Source organism: Achromobacter mucicolens, assembly GCF_029866465.1.
GTDB lineage: Bacteria > Pseudomonadota > Gammaproteobacteria > Burkholderiales > Burkholderiaceae_B > Achromobacter > Achromobacter mucicolens.
In genome coordinates this window covers 4,891,581-4,909,028 of the sequence record NZ_CP123364.1, presented here as the reverse complement: position 1 = coordinate 4,909,028, position 17,448 = coordinate 4,891,581, and the positions used below count along the sequence as shown (strand labels likewise).

Here is a 17,448-nt window from a genome sequence, read left to right as displayed (position 1 = left end):
ACTGAGCAAGCAGCAGTGTGTGTAGTGCAGGGATGGCCCCGGCGTGAGCGCCGGGGCGCTTTTTTTCTACAGCTCCAACACCACCTTCTTCCCCCCGCAAGACCGCGAGCAGCACGCCATCATCTTGTTGTTCGCCTCGCGTTCCGCCCGCGTCAGCACGACGTCGCGGTGGTCGATGTCGCCTTCCAGTACGCGTACCTCGCACGACCCGCACAACCCTTCCTCGCAGTCGCTCTGCACATCGATGTTGGCGCCACGCAATGCCGTCAACAGTGTCTGGTCCGCGGGCACGCTGATGACGATGCCCGAATCCTTCAGCACCGCCTCGAACGCCTGTTCCTTCGACGGATCCAGCGTCCCAAGCGTCGAATGGAAGTGCTCCACCCGCAGCGCATCCTCCGGCCAAGCCGCGCAGCATCCCGCCAGCGCGTCCAGCAGGACTTGCGGACCGCAGGCGTACACCTGGGTGCCGGGGCGCGGTTCTGCAAGCAGGGCGGTGTAGTCGGCGCGAGTGCCTTCGTCCTTGACGTGCAGATGCAGCCGGTCGCCGTGCAGCGCCGCCAGTTCGTCCGCCAGCGCCATGCAACCGCGCGAGCGTCCGCTGTAATGCAATTCATAATCCAGCCCCAGCTCACGCGCGCGCCGCGCCATCGCGCTGATCGGCGTGATGCCGATGCCGCCCGCGATCAGGATGAGCTTGGACGCCGACTCATCCATTCGAAAGTGATTGCGCGGACCACGGATGCGCAGGCGCGCGCCGGGCGTGGCGTTCGCGTGCATCCAGGCCGAGCCGCCGCGGCCATCCGCCTCGCGCAGCACGGCAATTTCAAACACGCCGGTTTCGGCCGGGTCGCCGCACAGCGAGTATTGGCGCGACAGGCCGGTGTCGCCGCATTCCACGTCGATATGCGAGCCGGGCGACCAGCGGGGCAGAGGCTTGCCGTCGGGTGACACCAGACGCAGCCGCAGGATGCCGTCCGCGGCCTGCTCAGCGCTTTGCACCACGACGGGCCGGGTGATGGCGTGCGATGAAGGCTCGCCGATGCGCACGGGATGCCTGTTTTCTAGCAGGGATGGGTTCGCGCGCTCCGGGTTCTGCGCCGGATCCCATTCCACCCACAGGTGTTCCGGCCCGCGGAAGGAGGTGTTGGGCACATAGGTGAAGGACTGCTCCGCCAACTTCAGATGCGGCAGCCGGCGCGTCAGTTCTTCCAGAAAGATCTGCATCTCCATGCGCGCCAGGTTCTTGCCCATGCACTGATGCGAGCCATACCCGAACGTGAGCTGATCGCTGGCATTTTCTCGGCGGATGTCAAAGAGGTCGGCGTCTTCGAACTGGCCTTCGTCATGGTTGGCCGACGAGGTCACGATCAGCAGTTTCGACCCGGCCGGAATCGCCACGCCCGCGATCTCGACGTCGCGCGTGGCCAGGCGGCGCCACGCGGCAACCGATCCGTTGTGACGCAGGCATTCCTCGACCGCGTTGGGGATCAGGTTCGGATCCTCGCAGATCTCGCGCCAGGCCTGCGGATGCTGCAACAGCAGCTTGATGGCATTGGCCGACGCATTGGCCGTGGTCTCGTGCGCCGCCACGATGCCGGCCATCATCATCGAATGCAGGTACGAATCGGTGACCACCTCCGGGTGCGTCTGCTGCTTGCGCAGGCCGTATTGCATCCAGCCGGGGCCCGAGGGGTCCTGCCGCATCTTGTCCAGGATCTTGCCGGCCAGCTGCCAGAAATTGCCCACCGCATGCGCGACGGCGACCTGCTCCTCGGGCTTGGGACGGCCCCAGGTGTTCACGGTGTGCGCGATGGAATATTGGCGCAGCAGGTCCATGTCTTCTTCGGGCACGCCCAGGAAGTGCAGCGCCACGGTCAGCGGCACTTCCCACAGCATCTGATCGACGAGATCGGCGCGGCCGTCGTCGATAAAGCGGTCCACGTATTCGCGCGTCAGGCGACGCACCATGGGTTCGTGATGCTTCAACTCCTCGGGCGTGAACGGGTCCATCAGCACGCGTCGGCGCGGCATGTGCGCGGGCTCGTCCTCGTTCACCAGCGTGCGGTTCATGGCGTAGCCATACGAGGCCAGCACCGCGTTGGCCTCCGGCCCCGTCGGCGTGATCTTCTCCAGCGCGATCGACGGGCTGAAGGTGATGTTGTCGCGGAAGATCGCCTTGATGTCGTCGTAGCGCGTCACGACCCAGTAGCCCAACTGCGGACTGTAGAACACCGGCTCCTGCTCGCGCGCCCAGCGCACGTATTCGGGCGGGTCCTGTTGATAGCCGTCGCCAAAGGGGTCGAACGCGGCGGCGCGCGCGCTGACCGGACAGCCCGTCGGGCTTTGCTCGGCGGACAGCGCAGCGTGATCGATGGGACAGCCCGAGGGGCGCGGCGTGGCGGATGCTTGGTTCATGAGGTCGTTCCGTGTGTTCGTCTTGCGGGCCCGCCGCGGGGTGCGGCACATGCTTGCGGCATATGCATGCGGCGGGCCGGTGATGCGGGGTTCAACGTGATGCGGTCGAGCGTGATGCCTAGGCCGGCATGACGCGCATTCCCGCGTAATGCTCAATCCAGCGTGATGCCCAGATCTTTGATCAGCTTTTGCCAGCGGGCGCGTTCGGCCGTCAGCATCTCGGCGTACTGTGCGGGCGTGTTGCCGATCGGCTCGATGCCGAACTCCACCAGGCGCTGGCGCGTGGCCGGGTCATTGATGGTCGCGACCACCTGCTTGTTCAGGGCGTCGATCACCGGCTTGGGGGTGGCGGCCGGCACCACCACGCCGACCTGCGCGGCGGCTTCCACGTTCTTCAGGCCGATCTCGGCGAACGTCGGCACGTCGGGCAATTGCGGCAGACGCGTCGGATTGGCGACTGCCAGCGCCTTGACCTTGCCGCCGTTGATGAAGCCGGCGCCGGCGGCCAGGTCCACCATCATCGCGGGCACCTGCCCGCCGGCGACATCCGCCAGCGCGGGCGAGGCGCCACGGTATGGCACGTGGGTCATCGTCAGGCCGGCCTCGACCTTCAGCAATTCCATCGCCAGGTGGTGCGGGCTGCCGGCGCCGGCCGAGGCGTAATCCAGGCCTTCCCTGCGTCCCTTGGCTTCGGCCAGGAATTCCTTGGCCGAGTTGACCTTCATGGCCGGACCGACCACCAGGATCATCGGGAACCGTCCCATCAGCGTGACCGGCGCCAGGTCCTTCGCCGGGTCATACGACAGCTTTTTGTAGAGGGCGGGGTTGAACACCAGCGTGCCGTTGTCGGCGGACAACATCGTGTAGCCGTCGGCCGGGGCGCGCGCCGTTTCCGACGCCGCAATTGCCGTGTTGCCGCCCGGCTTGTTCTCGATCACCACCGGCTGGCCCAGGCGTCCGGTCAGGCCTTGCCCGATGCTGCGCGCCAGGAAGTCCGACCCGCCGCCGGCGGCATACGGCACGATCCAGCGCACGGGCTTGGACGGGTAATCGGCAGCCGCCTGCTGCGCGGATGCGCTGGCACAAGCCAAGAGGGGCAGGGCCATCAGGCCGGCCAGGATGTGGTGTTTAACACTGCGCATGGACAAGTCTCCTCGTTGTGGAATGTCAAAAGTGCATTCCTTGTTTGCGTAAAGCATATACGCAATGCGTAATTTTTGAAGAAGGGTTAACCTTAGTGCCGCTCCAGGCTTTCGGTCCCTCGGTTGCCGGCGAGCCCGCTGTTACGGAGCCGTATTTCCCATGAGCAAAGCCGCCTTGCCGCCCGAATCCGACCTCGCGTCTGATCTTGAATCCGCCGAATCCCCGGCCGTCCGGCCTCGCGAACGCCGGCAGCGGGTCCAGGCCGCGGAAACCGGCATGTCCGTCCTGAAAGGGCTTGCCCGCCTGGGCGGCCGCGCCAGCCTCACGGCGCTGGCCGCCCACGTCGGCGAAAGCCCCGCCAAGGTGCATCGCTACCTGATGAGCCTCATCGCCGAGGGCCTGGTCGACCAGGAAGTGGCGACGCAGCAGTACCACCTGGGCCTCGAAGCGCTTTATGTAGGGGTAGCCGCCATGCGCCAGGCCGACCCCCTACGCATCGGCGAACCCGCGCTCGTTCGCCTGCGCGAAAGCCTGGCCGTCACGTGCTTCATCGCCGTCATGGGCAACAAGGGGCCGACCATTGTGCGATTTGAGGAACCCGGCCTGCCGGTCACGGTGAACGTGCGCGTGGGGTCGGTGCTGTCGATGCTGTGGTCGGCGACGGGGCGGGCTTTTCTTGGCTTGCTGAACGAGGCGCCCGTGCGGGCGCTGGCTGAGGCTGAATTGGCCGGCGCGCCTGCCGATCAGCGAGAGCTGCTGGATCGCGACGATCCCATCGGCGTCTTGCGTCGAGACGTGCGGGCGCTGGGGTGCGCCACGGTGAAGGACACGAACCTGCGCGGCATCAGCGCCGTCTCGGCGCCGCTGTATGACCATACCGGACGCGTCTGCGCGGTATTGACCGCGCTGGGCGCAACGGGCGGATTTGATGTGTCCGAGGGTGGGGCGGTGGTGGCCGCGGTAAAGCGCGAGGCGCTGGCGGCCAGTGTGGCGCTGGGGTATGTGGCGGGGTGATCCCCTACCGCCCCACCTCCAACTTCCCCAACGCATCCCGGAAATCCGGATACTCCTTCAGAAACGCCTGATTGCGCTCGAACCGCCTGACCAGCCGATCATCGATCGTCAGATTCAGGACCGTGTCCTTATCCCACACCCGCGGCCGACGTTTCACCGGAATCGGTACCTTCTCCGTGAATTCCTTATACGAATCATGCGGTTCGCACTGTTCGTAATCCGTCGAGATCCGCTGCACCGTCCCCGCCTCCAACCCCGCCTGCCGCGCCTTTTCCTGTAGCCACGACGCCGGTAGCGTCTGCAGGCTTCCATCCTGATATCCGCCGCCCACGTCGGAATGCGCGCCGATGAACCAGCGTTGCTCGACGGGCAGGTTTGCGGGGCGTGGCGGCGAGCCCGCGCGGCGGGTCCAGAGCGTGGGGAAGTACGGCTCGCGGTATTCGTTGGTGGCGATGGCGTGGTACGCGTTCAGGACGTGGTTGCTGAGTTCCGTGTCGTGAAAGTTGTAGAAGCTGGAAAAGCCGGGAAACGAGATGCCGCCCACGGGGATGCCCAGGCTGCCCACGGTGTCCCAGACGCCGACGAAGTGCAGATCGGTGTCGCGCGAGAAGCGGTCGCGGAAGGCGGCGGCTTCCAGGGATGACGGGGCGCAGTCGTCGCGGTACAGCGCGTAGGCCTCGGACACGTTGGCCTCGGTGGCTTCATTGAGCAGGCCGCATTTGCGCACCATGCCCGCGAGGCTGCGCGCGGAGTAGGCGCCGCGGCTGAAGCCGAAGAGGAAGATGCGGTCGCCGGGCTGGTGACGCTGGCAGAGCCACCGGTAGCCCTGCCGGATGTTGGCCGACAGGCCTGCGCCGAACGCGCCGCCCATGAATTTGTCGACGGCTGCCCACAGGCCCTGGCCCTGCGTGCCCACGCCCTCGATGTAGAGCGTTTCCTGCGTGCTGGTCTCGGGCGCGGCTTTGTAGAGCTCGTAGACATTGGTGCGGTCGTTAGGTTCGTTCCACGTGCCGTCGAAGAAAACGGCGAGGTTCTTCTTGACCATGATCGTCTCCCCACACACAGATAAAGGCTTGCGATACCTATGCCGCTGGCCGGGACAACGCCTGCGTGAGGCAAGCTAGCACGCGCGGCGATCGCAGCAGGGCACGGGGTTTCCCTGCTGCATGTCCGTACACCACCTTTTTGCCTAGCCCGAGGTGGGAGTCATCCTGAATCGCGCGGGAAAACAGCCGATCCGCCGATTGCTGGAGTACGCCGTCACTACCGCATCAGTAGCCATCCAAGACTGATATGGTTGGTATCCGGTCAGCGCAAAAAACGGCCCGTAGGCCGTTTTTCGGGGTGCTTGAAACCGGGTCAGGCGATCTGGAACTGCAAAGCCCCGTCATTGGCGGGCAAGGCTGCATTGGAGTATGTTGCGCGCTGGCGGCACGGGCCGCGCAACGCAACGATCACGGAAACACCACACATGGGACGTCTCGCCATTCTGGGCGCGCTGCACGAAGAGATCGCCGACCTGCTGGCGGCCATGGACCCCGGCGCGCAAACGCACCGCATCGCCATGCGCGATTTTCAGGTGGGCACGCTGTGGGGCACGCCGTGCGTCATCGCGCTCAGCCGCATCGGCAAGGTGGCCGCGGCGGCGACGGCGTCCATCGTCATCCAGGAATTTGGCGTGACCCGCGTGCTCTTCACGGGCCTGGCGGGCGGCCTGCATCCGCAGGTGCGCGTGGGCGACGTGGTCGTGGCCGACGCCCTGATGCAGCACGACATGGACGCGCGCCCCTTGTTCGGCCGCCATGAAATCCCGCTGTTGGGACGCGAACGCTTCGATACCGATGCCGCCCTGAGCGCGCTGCTGCTGGACAGCGCCCGCGACTTTGCGGGCAAGGGCGGCCTGCCGGCCGCAAGCGCCACGCCGCGCGTCCATCATGGTCTGATTGCGACGGGCGACATTTTCGTGAACGACAACGCCCTGGCGCACACGCTGCGCGAGCGTCTGCCCGATGCCCTGTGCCTGGAGATGGAAGGCGCGGCGATGGCGCAGGTGTGCCACGAGTTCGGCGTGCCGTTTGCCGTGATGCGCGTGATTTCCGACAGCGCCGATCACACGGCGAAGACGGATTTCACGGACTTTCTGGTGAATCTGGCGCGGCTGTACACCGCCGGCATCCTGAAGCCGCTGCTGCAATCCGGCGCGCTGCGCGACGCCTGACGGTCAATCCCCGCGCAAACCAGATATGCGATCCCGCGCATAGCCCCGGCCCGGTCCCGCGCCTACCATGCTGCAAACACAAGAACGAAGTTTGGAGACAGCATGAAAATCGCAAGTGCGCTGAGCACGGCCGGGCTTTGCCTTGGCATGGGGCTGATTTCCGCGGCGGAGGCCGCGTCCACCTATCCCGACCGGCCCGTGCGGCTGGTCGTTCCGTTTCCGGCGGGCGGGGCCACCGATCTGATGGCCCGCGCCCTGGCGCAGGGGCTGGGCGAGAAACTGGGCCAATCCATCGTGGTGGAGAACCGGGGCGGCGCCGGCGGTGCGATCGGCGCCGAGGCGGTGGCCAACGCCGCGCCGGATGGCTACACCTTGCTGTACTCGACCATGGGGGTGCTGACGATCAACCCCACGCTGTACGCCAAGCTGCGCTACGACCCGCAGAAGAGCTTTGCGCCGATCGCGATGACCAACCTGACCGCGAACCTGCTCGTGGTGAATCCGGCGCTGCAGGTGAACTCGGTCGCGGAGCTTGCGGAACTGGCCCGCAAAAAGCCGGGCGAGCTGACCTTCAGTTCCTCGGGCAGCGGCACCACCAGCCATCTGTCGGGCGAAATGTTCAAGTCCACGGCCGGCGTGGATATCCGCCATATTCCGTACAAGGGCACGTCGGGGGCGATCAACGACTTCATGGCCGGACGCATCTCGATGATGATCGACACCTCGTCCAATTTTGTCGAACAGGTCAAGCAGGGCAAGGTCAAGGCGTTGGGCGTGACCAGCCGCCAGCGTCTGGCGGCGTTGCCCGACGTGCCCGCCATCTCGGAGTCGCCGGGCTTCGAATCCTTCGAGGTCAGCTTGTGGTCAGGCGTGCTGGCGCCTGCGGGCACGCCGCGCCCGATCATCGACCGGCTGAACGCGGACATCAAAAGCGTGATGCTGGCGCCGCAGATGGTCGAGCGCATGGCCGGATACGGCATCCAGACAACCTACAGCACGCCCGAGGCGTTTGCCGAACGCATCCGCGCCGATACGCAGAAGTGGGCGCGGATCATCGAGGCCTCCGGCGCACGCGCCGACTGAGCGCCAGCCCGTCTCGCCGTCGCCTCTTTCACGCAAGGACCTGCCATGCCCTCGATGCTTCGAATCCTGCTGACGGCGGCGGCCGCGCTGTCCGCCGTCTCGCTGTCCGCGCCGGCCGCGGCGGCTTATCCCGACCACCCCATCACGCTCATCAATCCTTACGCCGCCGGCGGTCCGGCCGACGTGGTGGCGCGCAGCCTGGCGCGCGCCCTGGAAAAGCGGCTGGGCCAGCCCGTCGTGGTCGAGAACAAGCCGGGCGGGGGCGCGTCCATCGGCACGGGCTTCGTGGCCCGCGCCAAGCCTGACGGCTACACGCTGCTGCTCGGCACCTCGGCCGGCCACGTGGTGACGCCGTTGATGCAGAAGACCACGTACGACGGCATTCAGGCCTTCGAATTCTGTTCGGTGGTGGCAGTGCAGCCCATCATGCTGGTCGTCAACCCGTCGCGTGGCATCAAGACGGTGCAGGCGCTGATCGCCCGCGCCAAGGCCGAGCCCGGCAAGCTCAGTTATGGCTCGGCCGGCGTGGGCGGCGCCACGCACCTGGGCGCCGAACTGTTCCAGCAGGCCGCGCACGTGCAGCTCAATCACATTCCCTACGCGGGCGCGTCGCCGGCGATCAATGACGCCGTCGGCGGACAGATCGACCTGGCCATGCTGAACCTGTCGGCCAGCCTGCCGTTCATCCGCCAGGGCCGGCTGGTGCCGCTGGCGTACGCGGCCAGCGAGCGCTCGCCGTTGCTGCCCGACGTGCCGACGCTGGACGAGGCCGGGGTGCCGGGCGCGCAGGCCGCCACCTGGTACAGCCTGGCCGCGCCCGCTGGCACCCCCGCGGACATCGTGCAGACGCTGAGCGATACCGTCCGGCGCGTGAACGACGATCCCGACTACCGCCGCGTGATGCAGGATCAGGCGATATCGTTGATGGCGTTGTCGCCCCAGGACGCCGGCGCTTATGTCCGCAAGGACCGCGCAGACATGCAGCGGCTGCTCGGCACGCTGGGGCTGCTGGCCAAATGACGATGAACCCTCCCGCGCCATGAACTTCGATTTCAGCAAACTGGCCTCGGCCGACGCCTTCAAGCTGCTTTCCAGCGTGGTCGTGCCGCGGCCCATCGCCTGGGTGGTCAGCCAGTCGCCGCAAGGTGCGCGCAACGCCGCGCCGTTCTCGTTCTTCAATGTGGTCAGCAGCGATCCGCCCATCGTCGCGCTGGGCATCGGCCCGCGCGGCGGCCAGTTGAAGGACACCTCGCGCAACATCCTGCAGACGGGGCAGTTCGTGATCAACCTGGTGTCGGCGGAGCTGGCCGAGCAGATGAACCACACCAGCCTGGACTACGACGCCGGCATCGATGAATTGGTGCGCGCCGGCCTGTCCACCGAGCCGTCCCTGATGGTGGCGCCGCCGCGCATCGCGCAAAGTCCCGCGGCGCTGGAGTGCGAGGTCTGGCAGGTGCTGGATGCGGCGCCCCAGCGCGTGATCGTGCTGGCGCGCGTGGTGGCGCTGTACCTGCGAGACGACGCCTTGCTCAACGCCGAAAAGTTTTACGTGGACACGCCCGCGCTGCGCCTTCTGGGCCGCATGCACGGCGCGGGCTGGTACGCGCACACCAGCGATCTCTTTCAGATGCGCACGCCCGACGCGGCCAACGATCCCGCCGTGCGGCCTACGCAGGGGCATTGAATGCGCGAGAAGACCTTGAACCCTTTTGGAGCCTGTCGATGAAACTGCATTGGTCGCCGCGATCGCCCTTCGTGCGCAAGGTGATGATCGTCATTCACGAGGCCGGCATCGAGGACCGCGTGACGCTCGTGCGCACGCCGGTCGCGATGGATAAGCCCAACCTGGATCTGGTGCCCGACAATCCGCTCATCAAGTTGCCGACGCTGGTGCTGGACGATGGCCAGCCGCTGTACGACTCGCGCGTGATCTGCGCCTACCTGGACGCGCTGACGGGCTGCGGCCTGTTGCCGGCCGACCCGCAGACCCGCCTGACCGCCGAACGGCGCCAGGCGCTGGGCGACGGCTTTCTGGACGCGCTGCTGCTGTTCCGCCAGGAACGCAACAAGCCCGAGGCGCGGCAGACGCCCGCGTGGCTGGACGCCTTTGCGCTCAAGACCCGGGCGGTGCTGGCTGCGCTGGAGGCCGAAGCGCCCGCGCTGCAGGCAAGCCGCTTCGACCTGGGCCTGATCGCCATCGGCTGCGCGCTGTCGTACATGGACTATCGTTTCCCGGATATCGTCTGGCGCGACGGCCACCCGGCGCTGGCGGCCTGGCACGCGCGGTTTGCCGCGCGCCCGTCCGTGATGCGCACGCAGCCCGACGAAACCCCGTAACGAGAGGACGAAGATGAGCCGTATCCCGCTGCCCACGCCAGACACCATGACCGACGACCAGAAGCGCGTGTACGAGAAGATCGTCTCCGGTCCGCGCGGACGCCTTGTCGGCCCCTTGCGCGCCGCGCTGCACAGCCCGGAACTGGCCGAGCGCTGGCAGGCGCTGGGCGCGTTGCTGCGCTTTGGCACCAGCCTGGCGCCGCGCGTCAGCGAACTGGCCATTGTGGTGACGGCGCGCCGTTGGAACAGCCAGATCGAATGGCACATCCATGCGCAGGCGGCGCGCGCCGCCGGTATCTCGGACGCCGCACTGGACGCGATCCGGGCCCGCGAAACACCCGTGTTCGACAATCCCGACGACGCGGTGGTCTACGAGTTTGCGCGGCAGATCCAGGAGACCGGTCAGGTCGAACCGGACCTGTATGCGCAGGCCGTCGCGAGCTGGGACGCGGTGGGCGTGGTGGAACTGACCGCCGTGATCGGCTACTACACCATGGTGTCCATGACGCTGAACGCGCACGAAATTCCGATGCCCGACGACGCGCCGCCGCCGCTGGATACGCCGCGCCAGGATGGCGCGCCGGCGCTCAGCCGGCTTGCGCCCCTGACCGGGAGCCAGCCATGAGCGCCGCCGGAAGTCCGGCCGCAGGCGGGCAGGCCCGCGCCTATGTGCCGGACAGCGTGGAAACGCCCCGCATGCCGGTGACGCCGCGCCACGCCCTGCCGGCGGGCGCGTGCGACACGCATTGCCATGTCTTTGGTCCCTACGACCGTTTTCCCCTGCAGCATCCCTCGTCCTACGCCGCGCCGGACGCGCCGGCGTCGCGCTATCTGCGCATGCTGGACACGCTGGGCGCATCGCGCGGGGTGCTGGTGCAGCCGGCGCCCTATGGCACGAACCCGGATGCCTTGCTGGACGCGCTGCGCGAGGGCGCAGGCCGCCTGCGCGGGATCGCGGTGGCAGACCCGTCCGTCACGGATGCACAGCTGCAAGCCTTGCATGACGGCGGCGTGCGCGGCCTGCGCTTCGTCGAGGCGCGCGACCCCGCGGGAAACCTGTTTCCCGGCAGCGTGGGATTCGATCAGGTCGCGGCGCTTGCGCCCCGCATGAAGCAGTTTGGCCTGCACGCGCAGCTGTGGGCGCCGTGCGATACCTATTTGCGCCATCTGCCCGAGCTGGCAAAGCTGGACTTGGCGCTGGTCATCGACCACCTGGGCAGCCTGGTCCCGGCGCGCGGCGAGGCCGATCCGGTGTTCCAGCTGCTGCGCGGGCTGCTGGCCGACGGCAGGATCTGGATGAAGCTGACGGCGTGCCGGGTGGGGGCCGCGCCCGATTATGAAAACGCGCGCTTCATCCACGATGCCTTCACCGCCGCCAATCCGGATCAGGTGCTGTGGGGGTCGGACTGGCCCTTCGTGCGCATGGGGGCGGCGGCGCCGTCGGCCGACGCGCTGGTGGACCTGGCGCACGATTGGCTGGACAACGAGGCGCTGCGCAAGCGGGTCTGGGTGGTCAACCCCGAGCGTCTGTACGGCTTTGCATGAATACAAGCGGGGGTCGCTGAGCCCCCGCGCTGAACCCGCATCCTGAACCCACTGGTGGACGCCGCTTACGGGCTGGCGTGCCAGACGCCTTCGCCGCCGATCTCGCGCACCAGCGCCTCGATCTGCGTGGCAACTTCCGTGACCGTGCGTCCGGGTCCCTTCGAGCGCGAGAACGCCATCGAGATGATGCGGCTCATCGTGGGATCGCGCAGCGCGGCGATGCTCAGGCGCCCCTCCTGCACTTCCTGCCAGACGGCGTGCAGCGGCAGCACGGTGTACATCTTCTCGTGCTCGACGATGGACTTCATGAGCGGAAGCGAGTCGGCCTCGATGAGAGGCGCGATGGTGATCTTGCGCGCCCGCGCCAGGCCGTCCAGCGCGTTGCGCAGGCCATTGGGCGCGCCGGGCAGGATGAACGGCAGTCCGTCCAACTGATCAAACGTCACTTCGCCGGCCTGCGTGCGCGCGTCGCCCGCCGCGCCGACCAGGTAAGAGTCCACGGACGCCAACGCCTGCTCGCCGGGTGGGCATTTGTCGCCGTAGCGGTACAGGATGGCGATGTCCACGCGGCTGTCGGTCAGCCATTCCTCGATCTGGCCGCTGGAGCCTTCCAGAATTTTCAGATGCACCTTGGGAAACTGCTGGCGCAGCCGCGAAAACAGCCGGCGGATGAGCGGGTGCGCGGTCGATGGCAACAGGCCCAGCGTGACCTCGCCGGCAGGTTCGCGGGCCTCGCCGTTCAGTTCCAGCTCAAGCCGCTCGGCGTCGCCCAGCAGCGTTTGCACCAGCGGGAACAGGCGCTCGCCCACTTCCGACAGGTTCACGCCGCGCCCGGTGCGGTTAAAGAGCCGCGCATTGCACTCGCGTTCCAGCGCATTGATGCGGCGGCTCAGCACCGACTGGTCCTGGTCCAGATACAGCGCCGCGCGCGTGATGCTGCCCAGTTCCGCGATGGCCAGGAAGGCCCGCCATTTGTGAAGGTCGGCGGTCAGGTCCAGGCTCAGGCCCGTGGCTTTTGCGGATGGCATGGTCGATGGAGCAGGTCGGCAGTCGGTGGAATCGGCATAAGCGTACGGCAAAAGCGTGCGGGCATGGCGTTATTGCAAACCCAGCTTGCCGCGCTTGATGACCTCGCCCCATTTCTTCGACTCCGCTTCCATCAGGGCGCGATAGGCGTCCGGCGACGTCGCGACCGGGATGGCGCCCTGGTCGATCATTTTCTGACGCAGCACCGGGTCGGCCAGCGACTTGGCGATCGCGTCCGACATCTTGTCCACGATGTCCTTGGGCGTGCCGGTGGGCGCGATGACGCCGTAGTTCGACTCCACGACGATGCCGGGAAAGCCGGCCTCCTTGGTGGTGGGCACGTCGGGCAGGCCCTCGAAGCGTTCCGGGCTGGCCACGGCCAGCGCGCGCAGCTTGCCCGCCTTGATGAAGCCCAGCGCGGCCGAGGCATCGCCGGGGAACATCTGCACCTCGTTGGACAGCAGCGCGGTCACCGCGGGCGCGGCGCCTTTGTAGGGCACGTGCATGATGTCGATGCCGGTCTGCTGCTTGAGCAGTTCGCCGCCCAGGTGCGGGGTGGTGACATTGCCGGCCGAGCCGTAGTTGTATTTGCCGGGGTGCTTTTTGGCGCTGTCGACAAAGGCGGCCAGGGTGGTATCCGGCAACGACGGGTTGACCATGATGACCTGCGGAATGCGCGCGACCAGCGACACGTACTGGATCTTGGACACGTCGTACGGCACCTTCATGACGTGGGGCAGTCCGGTGATGGCGCCCGGCACGCCAAAGCCGAACGTGTTGCCGTCGGGCGTGGCGCGCACGGTGGCGTCCACGCCGATGGTGCCGCTGGCGCCGGCCTTGTTCTCGATCACGATGGTCTGGCCCAGGCGCTCGCCCAGCGACGGCGCAAGCAGGCGCGCCAGGTTGTCCACCGAGCCGCCGGGCGGGTAGGGCACGATCAGCCGGATCGGCTGGCTTGGCCACGGTTGGGCCGCGTGGGCGGCGGGCGCGGCGGCGCCGCCCAGGATCATTGCCGCCACCGCCAGTACGGTTGCTTTTTTCATGTGTCTCTCTCCGGTTGCGCCGGCTCGGGCCGGCGCGTTGTCATTGTCAGGCGCCTTGCAGGCCCAGAACCTGCTTGGCGTAGATGTTGCGCTGGATCTCGTTGGTGCCGCTGAAGATGGTGGCCGCGAGCGCATTGACGTAGGGCGCCAGCGCCTGCACGCCGCCATTGCCATAGCCCAGGCGCATCGCCGCGCCGCCGTATTCCTCGGCGATCTGGATCAGCAGGGCGCCCAGCCGCTCGTGCGTCTCGGTGGCCCAGATCTTGAGCAGCGACAGTTCCGGCGGCAGCGGGCGGCCGGCCTTGGCCATGTCCGCAAACACGCGGTACATCGCGGTCAGGTCGGCGCTGTCCAGCCGCAACTCGGCCAGCCGGTCGGTGAACGCCGGATCGGCCAGCAGGCCGCGCTGGCGCGCCAGGCTGAAGATCTGCTGCAGGGCGTGGCTGGCGTGCTTGGGGCTGCCGCTGAACAGGCGCTCAAACCCCAGCAGCGCCTTGGCGATGCCCCAGCCCGCGTTCAGTTCGCCGACCACATTGCCGCGCGGCACGCGGACCTGGTCGAAGAAGACCTCGCAGAACTCCTCGTGGCCCGACAGCGTGCGGATCGGCCGGCGGCTGACGCCCGGACTATTCATGTCCACCAGCAGGAAGCTGATGCCGGCCTGTTTCTTCACGGTCTTGTCGGTGCGCACCAGCATGAACATGTGCGTCGCGTCCTGCGCCAGCGTGGACCAGGTCTTCTGGCCCGTGACCACCAGGTCGTCGCCGTCGATCACCGCCTCGCAGCGCAGCGAGGCCAGGTCCGATCCAGCGTCCGGTTCGGAGTAGCCCTGCGCCCACACCGCCTCGCCGGACAGGATGCCCGGCAGAAACCGCGCGCGCTGCGCGTCGGTGCCGTAGCGGATGAGGATGGGGCCCAGCATGACCAGGCCCTGGTCCGGCGCGCGCGCCACGCCGTAGCGTTCGGCTTCTTCGATGAACGCGATCTGCCGGGCGGGCGACAGCGCCATGCCGCCATGCTCGCGCGGCCACGACGGCGCAATCCACCCTTGCCGCGACAAGGTGAAGTACCACGCCTTGATCTCGTCCCAATGCAGCCGCCACGGCACGTGCCGCAGGTGATCAGGGTAATGCGCGCGAAAGAACCGGCGCAGCAGCTTGCGGAACGCCGCTTCCGGCATGGCGTTCCAGTCTGCGTCGCGCGGGAACTCGGTGGCGTCGTTGCCGTCGGCGGCTTGCCCTGCCGTATCGTCCGCCTCCGGCGCCGGGTCGGCCGCCAGCACGCCATAACGCTGGCGATGCGCCGTGGCGTTGCCCAGCCAGGCGGCCAGGTGCAGGGCGCTGCGGAAATACAGGCTGACGTCGCATTCGTCGGTGTAGCCGATGGCGCCATGCAGCTGGATGGCCAGCCGCGCCGCGTCGGCGCCGGCGCGTGCGGCGCGGGCCTTGACCCGGCTAGCCGCCGCCTTGCGCGCCTTGACGTCGCCCGGCGCCGCGGCAATGGCGTTCAGCGCGTCCAGCAGGCTGTTGGACGCCAGCTCGACCTGCAGGGTCGCGTCCACCAGACGGTGCTGCAGCGCCTGGAACGACGAGAGCGTCTGGCCGAACTGCTTGCGCGTGTTCAGGTAGGCCACCGAATCGGCCAGCACCTGCCGCGCGATGCCCACGAGTTCCGCGGACTGCATCAGGCGGCCGTAGTCCAGCGCCTCGTCAACCGCGTCCAGCACGCCCTCGCGCGCCAGCAGCGCCTCGCCGCCAACCACCGCGGACTCGATCGTCAGATGGCAGGCCGGCGAGCCGTCCGCGCGTTCGTGCGTCTGCACCGTGACGCCGGGCGTGCCGGCGGGCAGATGGAAGAGCGCAGACCCGGTTTCGCCATCGGCCGTGACAAGCCAGCCGTCCACGTCCGCGCCGGGGACGACGTGGCGCTTTTCGCCGTTCAGCACATAGGCGCCTTCGCGCGCGGTGAACGTGACGCCGAACGCCCCGGCGGATTCGCCGGCCTCAAGCTGCCCTTCGGTTTCCTGCCAGGCCAGGCCCACCACTTTTTCACCGGCGCACAAGGCTTGCAGCATCGCGTCCCGAATGGCGGCATCGCCCGCCGGGGTGATGCGCGCCAACAGCGCCGTGCTGAGCACGCCCGCCCCGACGAGGGGCTCGGGCAACTGGGCGCGGCCTGCCTCTTCCAGCACGGCGGCCATGGCGTGCCAGCCCAGTCCCAGACCGCCCAGCGCTTCGGGCACGCTCATGCCCAGCCAGCCGACGGCGGCTATTTCCTGCCAGTACGCGCGGTCGCCGCCCGGGGTGCGGCGCTTGCGTTGCCGCTGGTCGCGGCGCTGCAGAAAGTCGCGCGCGCTGTCGCGGATTTCCTCGATCAGTTCGTGGTCGGCGGCGCTCATACGATGCCCTCGGCGTGCAGCTGCGCGATCGCCGCGTCGGTCAGGCCCAGCTCGGCGCGCAGGACGTCGGCCGTGTGCTCGCCCAGCATGGGGGGCGGCAATCCCAGTGCGATGGGCGTGCCGGAAAAATGAATGGGATTGCGCACAACCGGCATGCTGCCCAGCGCCGGATGCGTCACGCTGCCCAGCACTTCGCGATGCCGCACCTGCGGATCCTCGAACACCTGATCCATGGTGTAGATCGGCCCGCAGGGCACATTGGCGGCTGCCAGCGCCTGGTTCCAGTCCGCCACCGTGCGCGCCAGCATCGCCGGCTCGATCTGGCGGGACAGATCGGCCTGCGCCGCTGCGCGTTTGGGGTTGGTGTCAAAGCGCGGATCGGCGGCCAGGTCGGGCAGGCCGATCACGTTGCAGAAGCTGCGGAACTGGGAGTCGTTGCCCACCGCCACCATCAGGTGCCCATCGTGGCACTCGAAGGCGCGGAACGGCGCGGTGATCTGCGAGGCCGATCCCATGCGGGCGGGCAGCTGGCCGCTGGCCAGATAGTTCATGCCGATGTGCGAGATGGCCGCGATCTGCGCGTCCAGCAGCGCCAGGTCGATGTGCTGGCCCACGCCGGAGATCTGGTCGCGGTGCCGCAGCGCGGCAAGAATGGCCGCCACTGCATAAAAGCCCGCGGTCAGGTCCGACACGGAATAGCCCGCCTTGACCGGTCCCGCCCCGGGCTCGCCATCCGGCACGCCCGTCACGCTCATCAGGCCGCTCATGGACTGGAAGATCGGATCGTAGCCCGGCAGATGGCTGTAGGGGCCGGTCTGGCCGAAGCCGGTGATCGAGCAATACACCAGCCGCGGATTCACTTCCGACAGCGAGGCATAGTCCAGCCCGTAGCGCTTCAGGTCGCCCGCCTTGAAGTTCTCGATGACGATGTCGGCCTTCTGCGCAAGCTGGCGCACCAGCGCCTGGCCTTCGGGCCGCGAGATATCGAGCGTCACGGATTTCTTGCCGCGGTTCATCGCGACGAACGAAGAGGTCTCCCGGCTGGGCTTGCCGTCGCGGTCCGGCATGGGATAGCCCTGGTGCCGCACGTCGTCGCCGCGGCCGGGGCGCTCCACCTTGATGACCTCGGCGCCGAAGTCGGCCAGCATCTGCGCAGCCCACGGCCCGGAAAACACGCGGCTCAGGTCCAGGACCTTCACGCCTTCCAATGCACTGGTCATGGC

15 protein-coding genes are annotated in these 17,448 nt (G+C 67.7%); 8 read left to right on the top strand and 7 right to left on the bottom strand.

The window, feature by feature from the left end; translation table 11 throughout:
- Positions 1-66: 66 nt before the first annotated feature.
- Entirely contained in the window at positions 67-2,418 is a 2,352-nt protein-coding gene (locus QEP15_RS22350) for a cytochrome P450/oxidoreductase (RefSeq protein WP_280148087.1), read from the bottom strand.
- Between the two features lie 152 nt (positions 2,419-2,570).
- The gene (locus QEP15_RS22345; protein ID WP_180097733.1) at positions 2,571-3,560 is read right to left on the bottom strand and encodes a Bug family tripartite tricarboxylate transporter substrate binding protein; all 990 of its coding nucleotides are present in this window, start codon (positions 3,558-3,560) and stop codon (positions 2,571-2,573) included.
- Between the two features lie 160 nt (positions 3,561-3,720).
- Between QEP15_RS22345 and QEP15_RS22340 the strand changes: the two genes are divergently transcribed.
- Positions 3,721-4,575 (top strand): IclR family transcriptional regulator, encoded by an 855-nt coding sequence (locus tag QEP15_RS22340; RefSeq protein WP_253857458.1) that lies wholly within the window; start codon positions 3,721-3,723, stop codon positions 4,573-4,575.
- Positions 4,576-4,579: 4 nt separating this feature from the next.
- Here the strand turns inward: QEP15_RS22340 and QEP15_RS22335 are convergent, their stop codons facing one another.
- On the bottom strand, positions 4,580-5,620 hold the full coding sequence (locus QEP15_RS22335) for a DUF2235 domain-containing protein (RefSeq protein ID WP_280148086.1): 1,041 nt from the start codon (positions 5,618-5,620) through the stop codon (positions 4,580-4,582).
- Between the two features lie 426 nt (positions 5,621-6,046).
- Here QEP15_RS22335 and QEP15_RS22330 point away from each other — a divergent pair, with 426 nt between their 5' ends.
- From QEP15_RS22330 to QEP15_RS22300, 7 genes are all read left to right on the top strand, one after another.
- On the top strand, positions 6,047-6,793 hold the full coding sequence (locus QEP15_RS22330) for a 5'-methylthioadenosine/adenosylhomocysteine nucleosidase (RefSeq protein WP_280148085.1): 747 nt from the start codon (positions 6,047-6,049) through the stop codon (positions 6,791-6,793).
- 102 nt (positions 6,794-6,895) lie between these two features.
- Complete coding sequence (locus QEP15_RS22325; protein ID WP_280148084.1) at positions 6,896-7,876, top strand: Bug family tripartite tricarboxylate transporter substrate binding protein; 981 nt, start codon at positions 6,896-6,898, stop codon at positions 7,874-7,876.
- 54 nt (positions 7,877-7,930) lie between these two features.
- Complete coding sequence (locus QEP15_RS22320; protein ID WP_142055961.1) at positions 7,931-8,896, top strand: Bug family tripartite tricarboxylate transporter substrate binding protein; 966 nt, start codon at positions 7,931-7,933, stop codon at positions 8,894-8,896.
- A gap of 19 nt (positions 8,897-8,915) precedes the next feature.
- Positions 8,916-9,560: a flavin reductase family protein gene (locus QEP15_RS22315; RefSeq protein ID WP_152382648.1), complete on the top strand. Its 645-nt coding sequence runs from the start codon at positions 8,916-8,918 to the stop codon at positions 9,558-9,560.
- Between the two features lie 38 nt (positions 9,561-9,598).
- The gene (locus QEP15_RS22310; protein WP_152382647.1) at positions 9,599-10,213 is read left to right on the top strand and encodes a glutathione S-transferase family protein; all 615 of its coding nucleotides are present in this window, start codon (positions 9,599-9,601) and stop codon (positions 10,211-10,213) included.
- A 13-nt stretch (positions 10,214-10,226) separates the two neighbouring features.
- On the top strand, positions 10,227-10,838 hold the full coding sequence (locus tag QEP15_RS22305) for a carboxymuconolactone decarboxylase family protein (protein WP_280148083.1): 612 nt from the start codon (positions 10,227-10,229) through the stop codon (positions 10,836-10,838).
- The gene (locus tag QEP15_RS22300) at positions 10,835-11,758 is read left to right on the top strand and encodes an amidohydrolase family protein (protein ID WP_280148082.1); all 924 of its coding nucleotides are present in this window, start codon (positions 10,835-10,837) and stop codon (positions 11,756-11,758) included. The genes QEP15_RS22305 and QEP15_RS22300 overlap by 4 nt, the downstream gene beginning before the upstream one ends.
- A gap of 65 nt (positions 11,759-11,823) precedes the next feature.
- On the opposite strand, the gene QEP15_RS22295 is transcribed toward QEP15_RS22300, so the two are convergent.
- From QEP15_RS22295 to QEP15_RS22280, 4 genes are all read right to left on the bottom strand, one after another.
- On the bottom strand, positions 11,824-12,786 hold the full coding sequence (locus QEP15_RS22295) for a LysR family transcriptional regulator (protein WP_056325137.1): 963 nt from the start codon (positions 12,784-12,786) through the stop codon (positions 11,824-11,826).
- A 69-nt stretch (positions 12,787-12,855) separates the two neighbouring features.
- Positions 12,856-13,827: a Bug family tripartite tricarboxylate transporter substrate binding protein gene (locus tag QEP15_RS22290; RefSeq protein WP_063956803.1), complete on the bottom strand. Its 972-nt coding sequence runs from the start codon at positions 13,825-13,827 to the stop codon at positions 12,856-12,858.
- Between the two features lie 46 nt (positions 13,828-13,873).
- Positions 13,874-16,225, bottom strand: a complete 2,352-nt coding sequence (locus QEP15_RS22285) for an acyl-CoA dehydrogenase family protein (protein WP_280148081.1) — start codon at positions 16,223-16,225, stop codon at positions 13,874-13,876.
- Positions 16,222-17,445 carry a CaiB/BaiF CoA transferase family protein gene (locus QEP15_RS22280; RefSeq protein ID WP_280148080.1) on the bottom strand — a complete coding sequence of 408 codons (1,224 nt, stop codon included), beginning with the start codon at positions 17,443-17,445 and terminating at the stop codon, positions 16,222-16,224. The genes QEP15_RS22285 and QEP15_RS22280 overlap by 4 nt, the downstream gene beginning before the upstream one ends.
- Between the last annotated feature and the right edge of the window lie 3 nt (positions 17,446-17,448).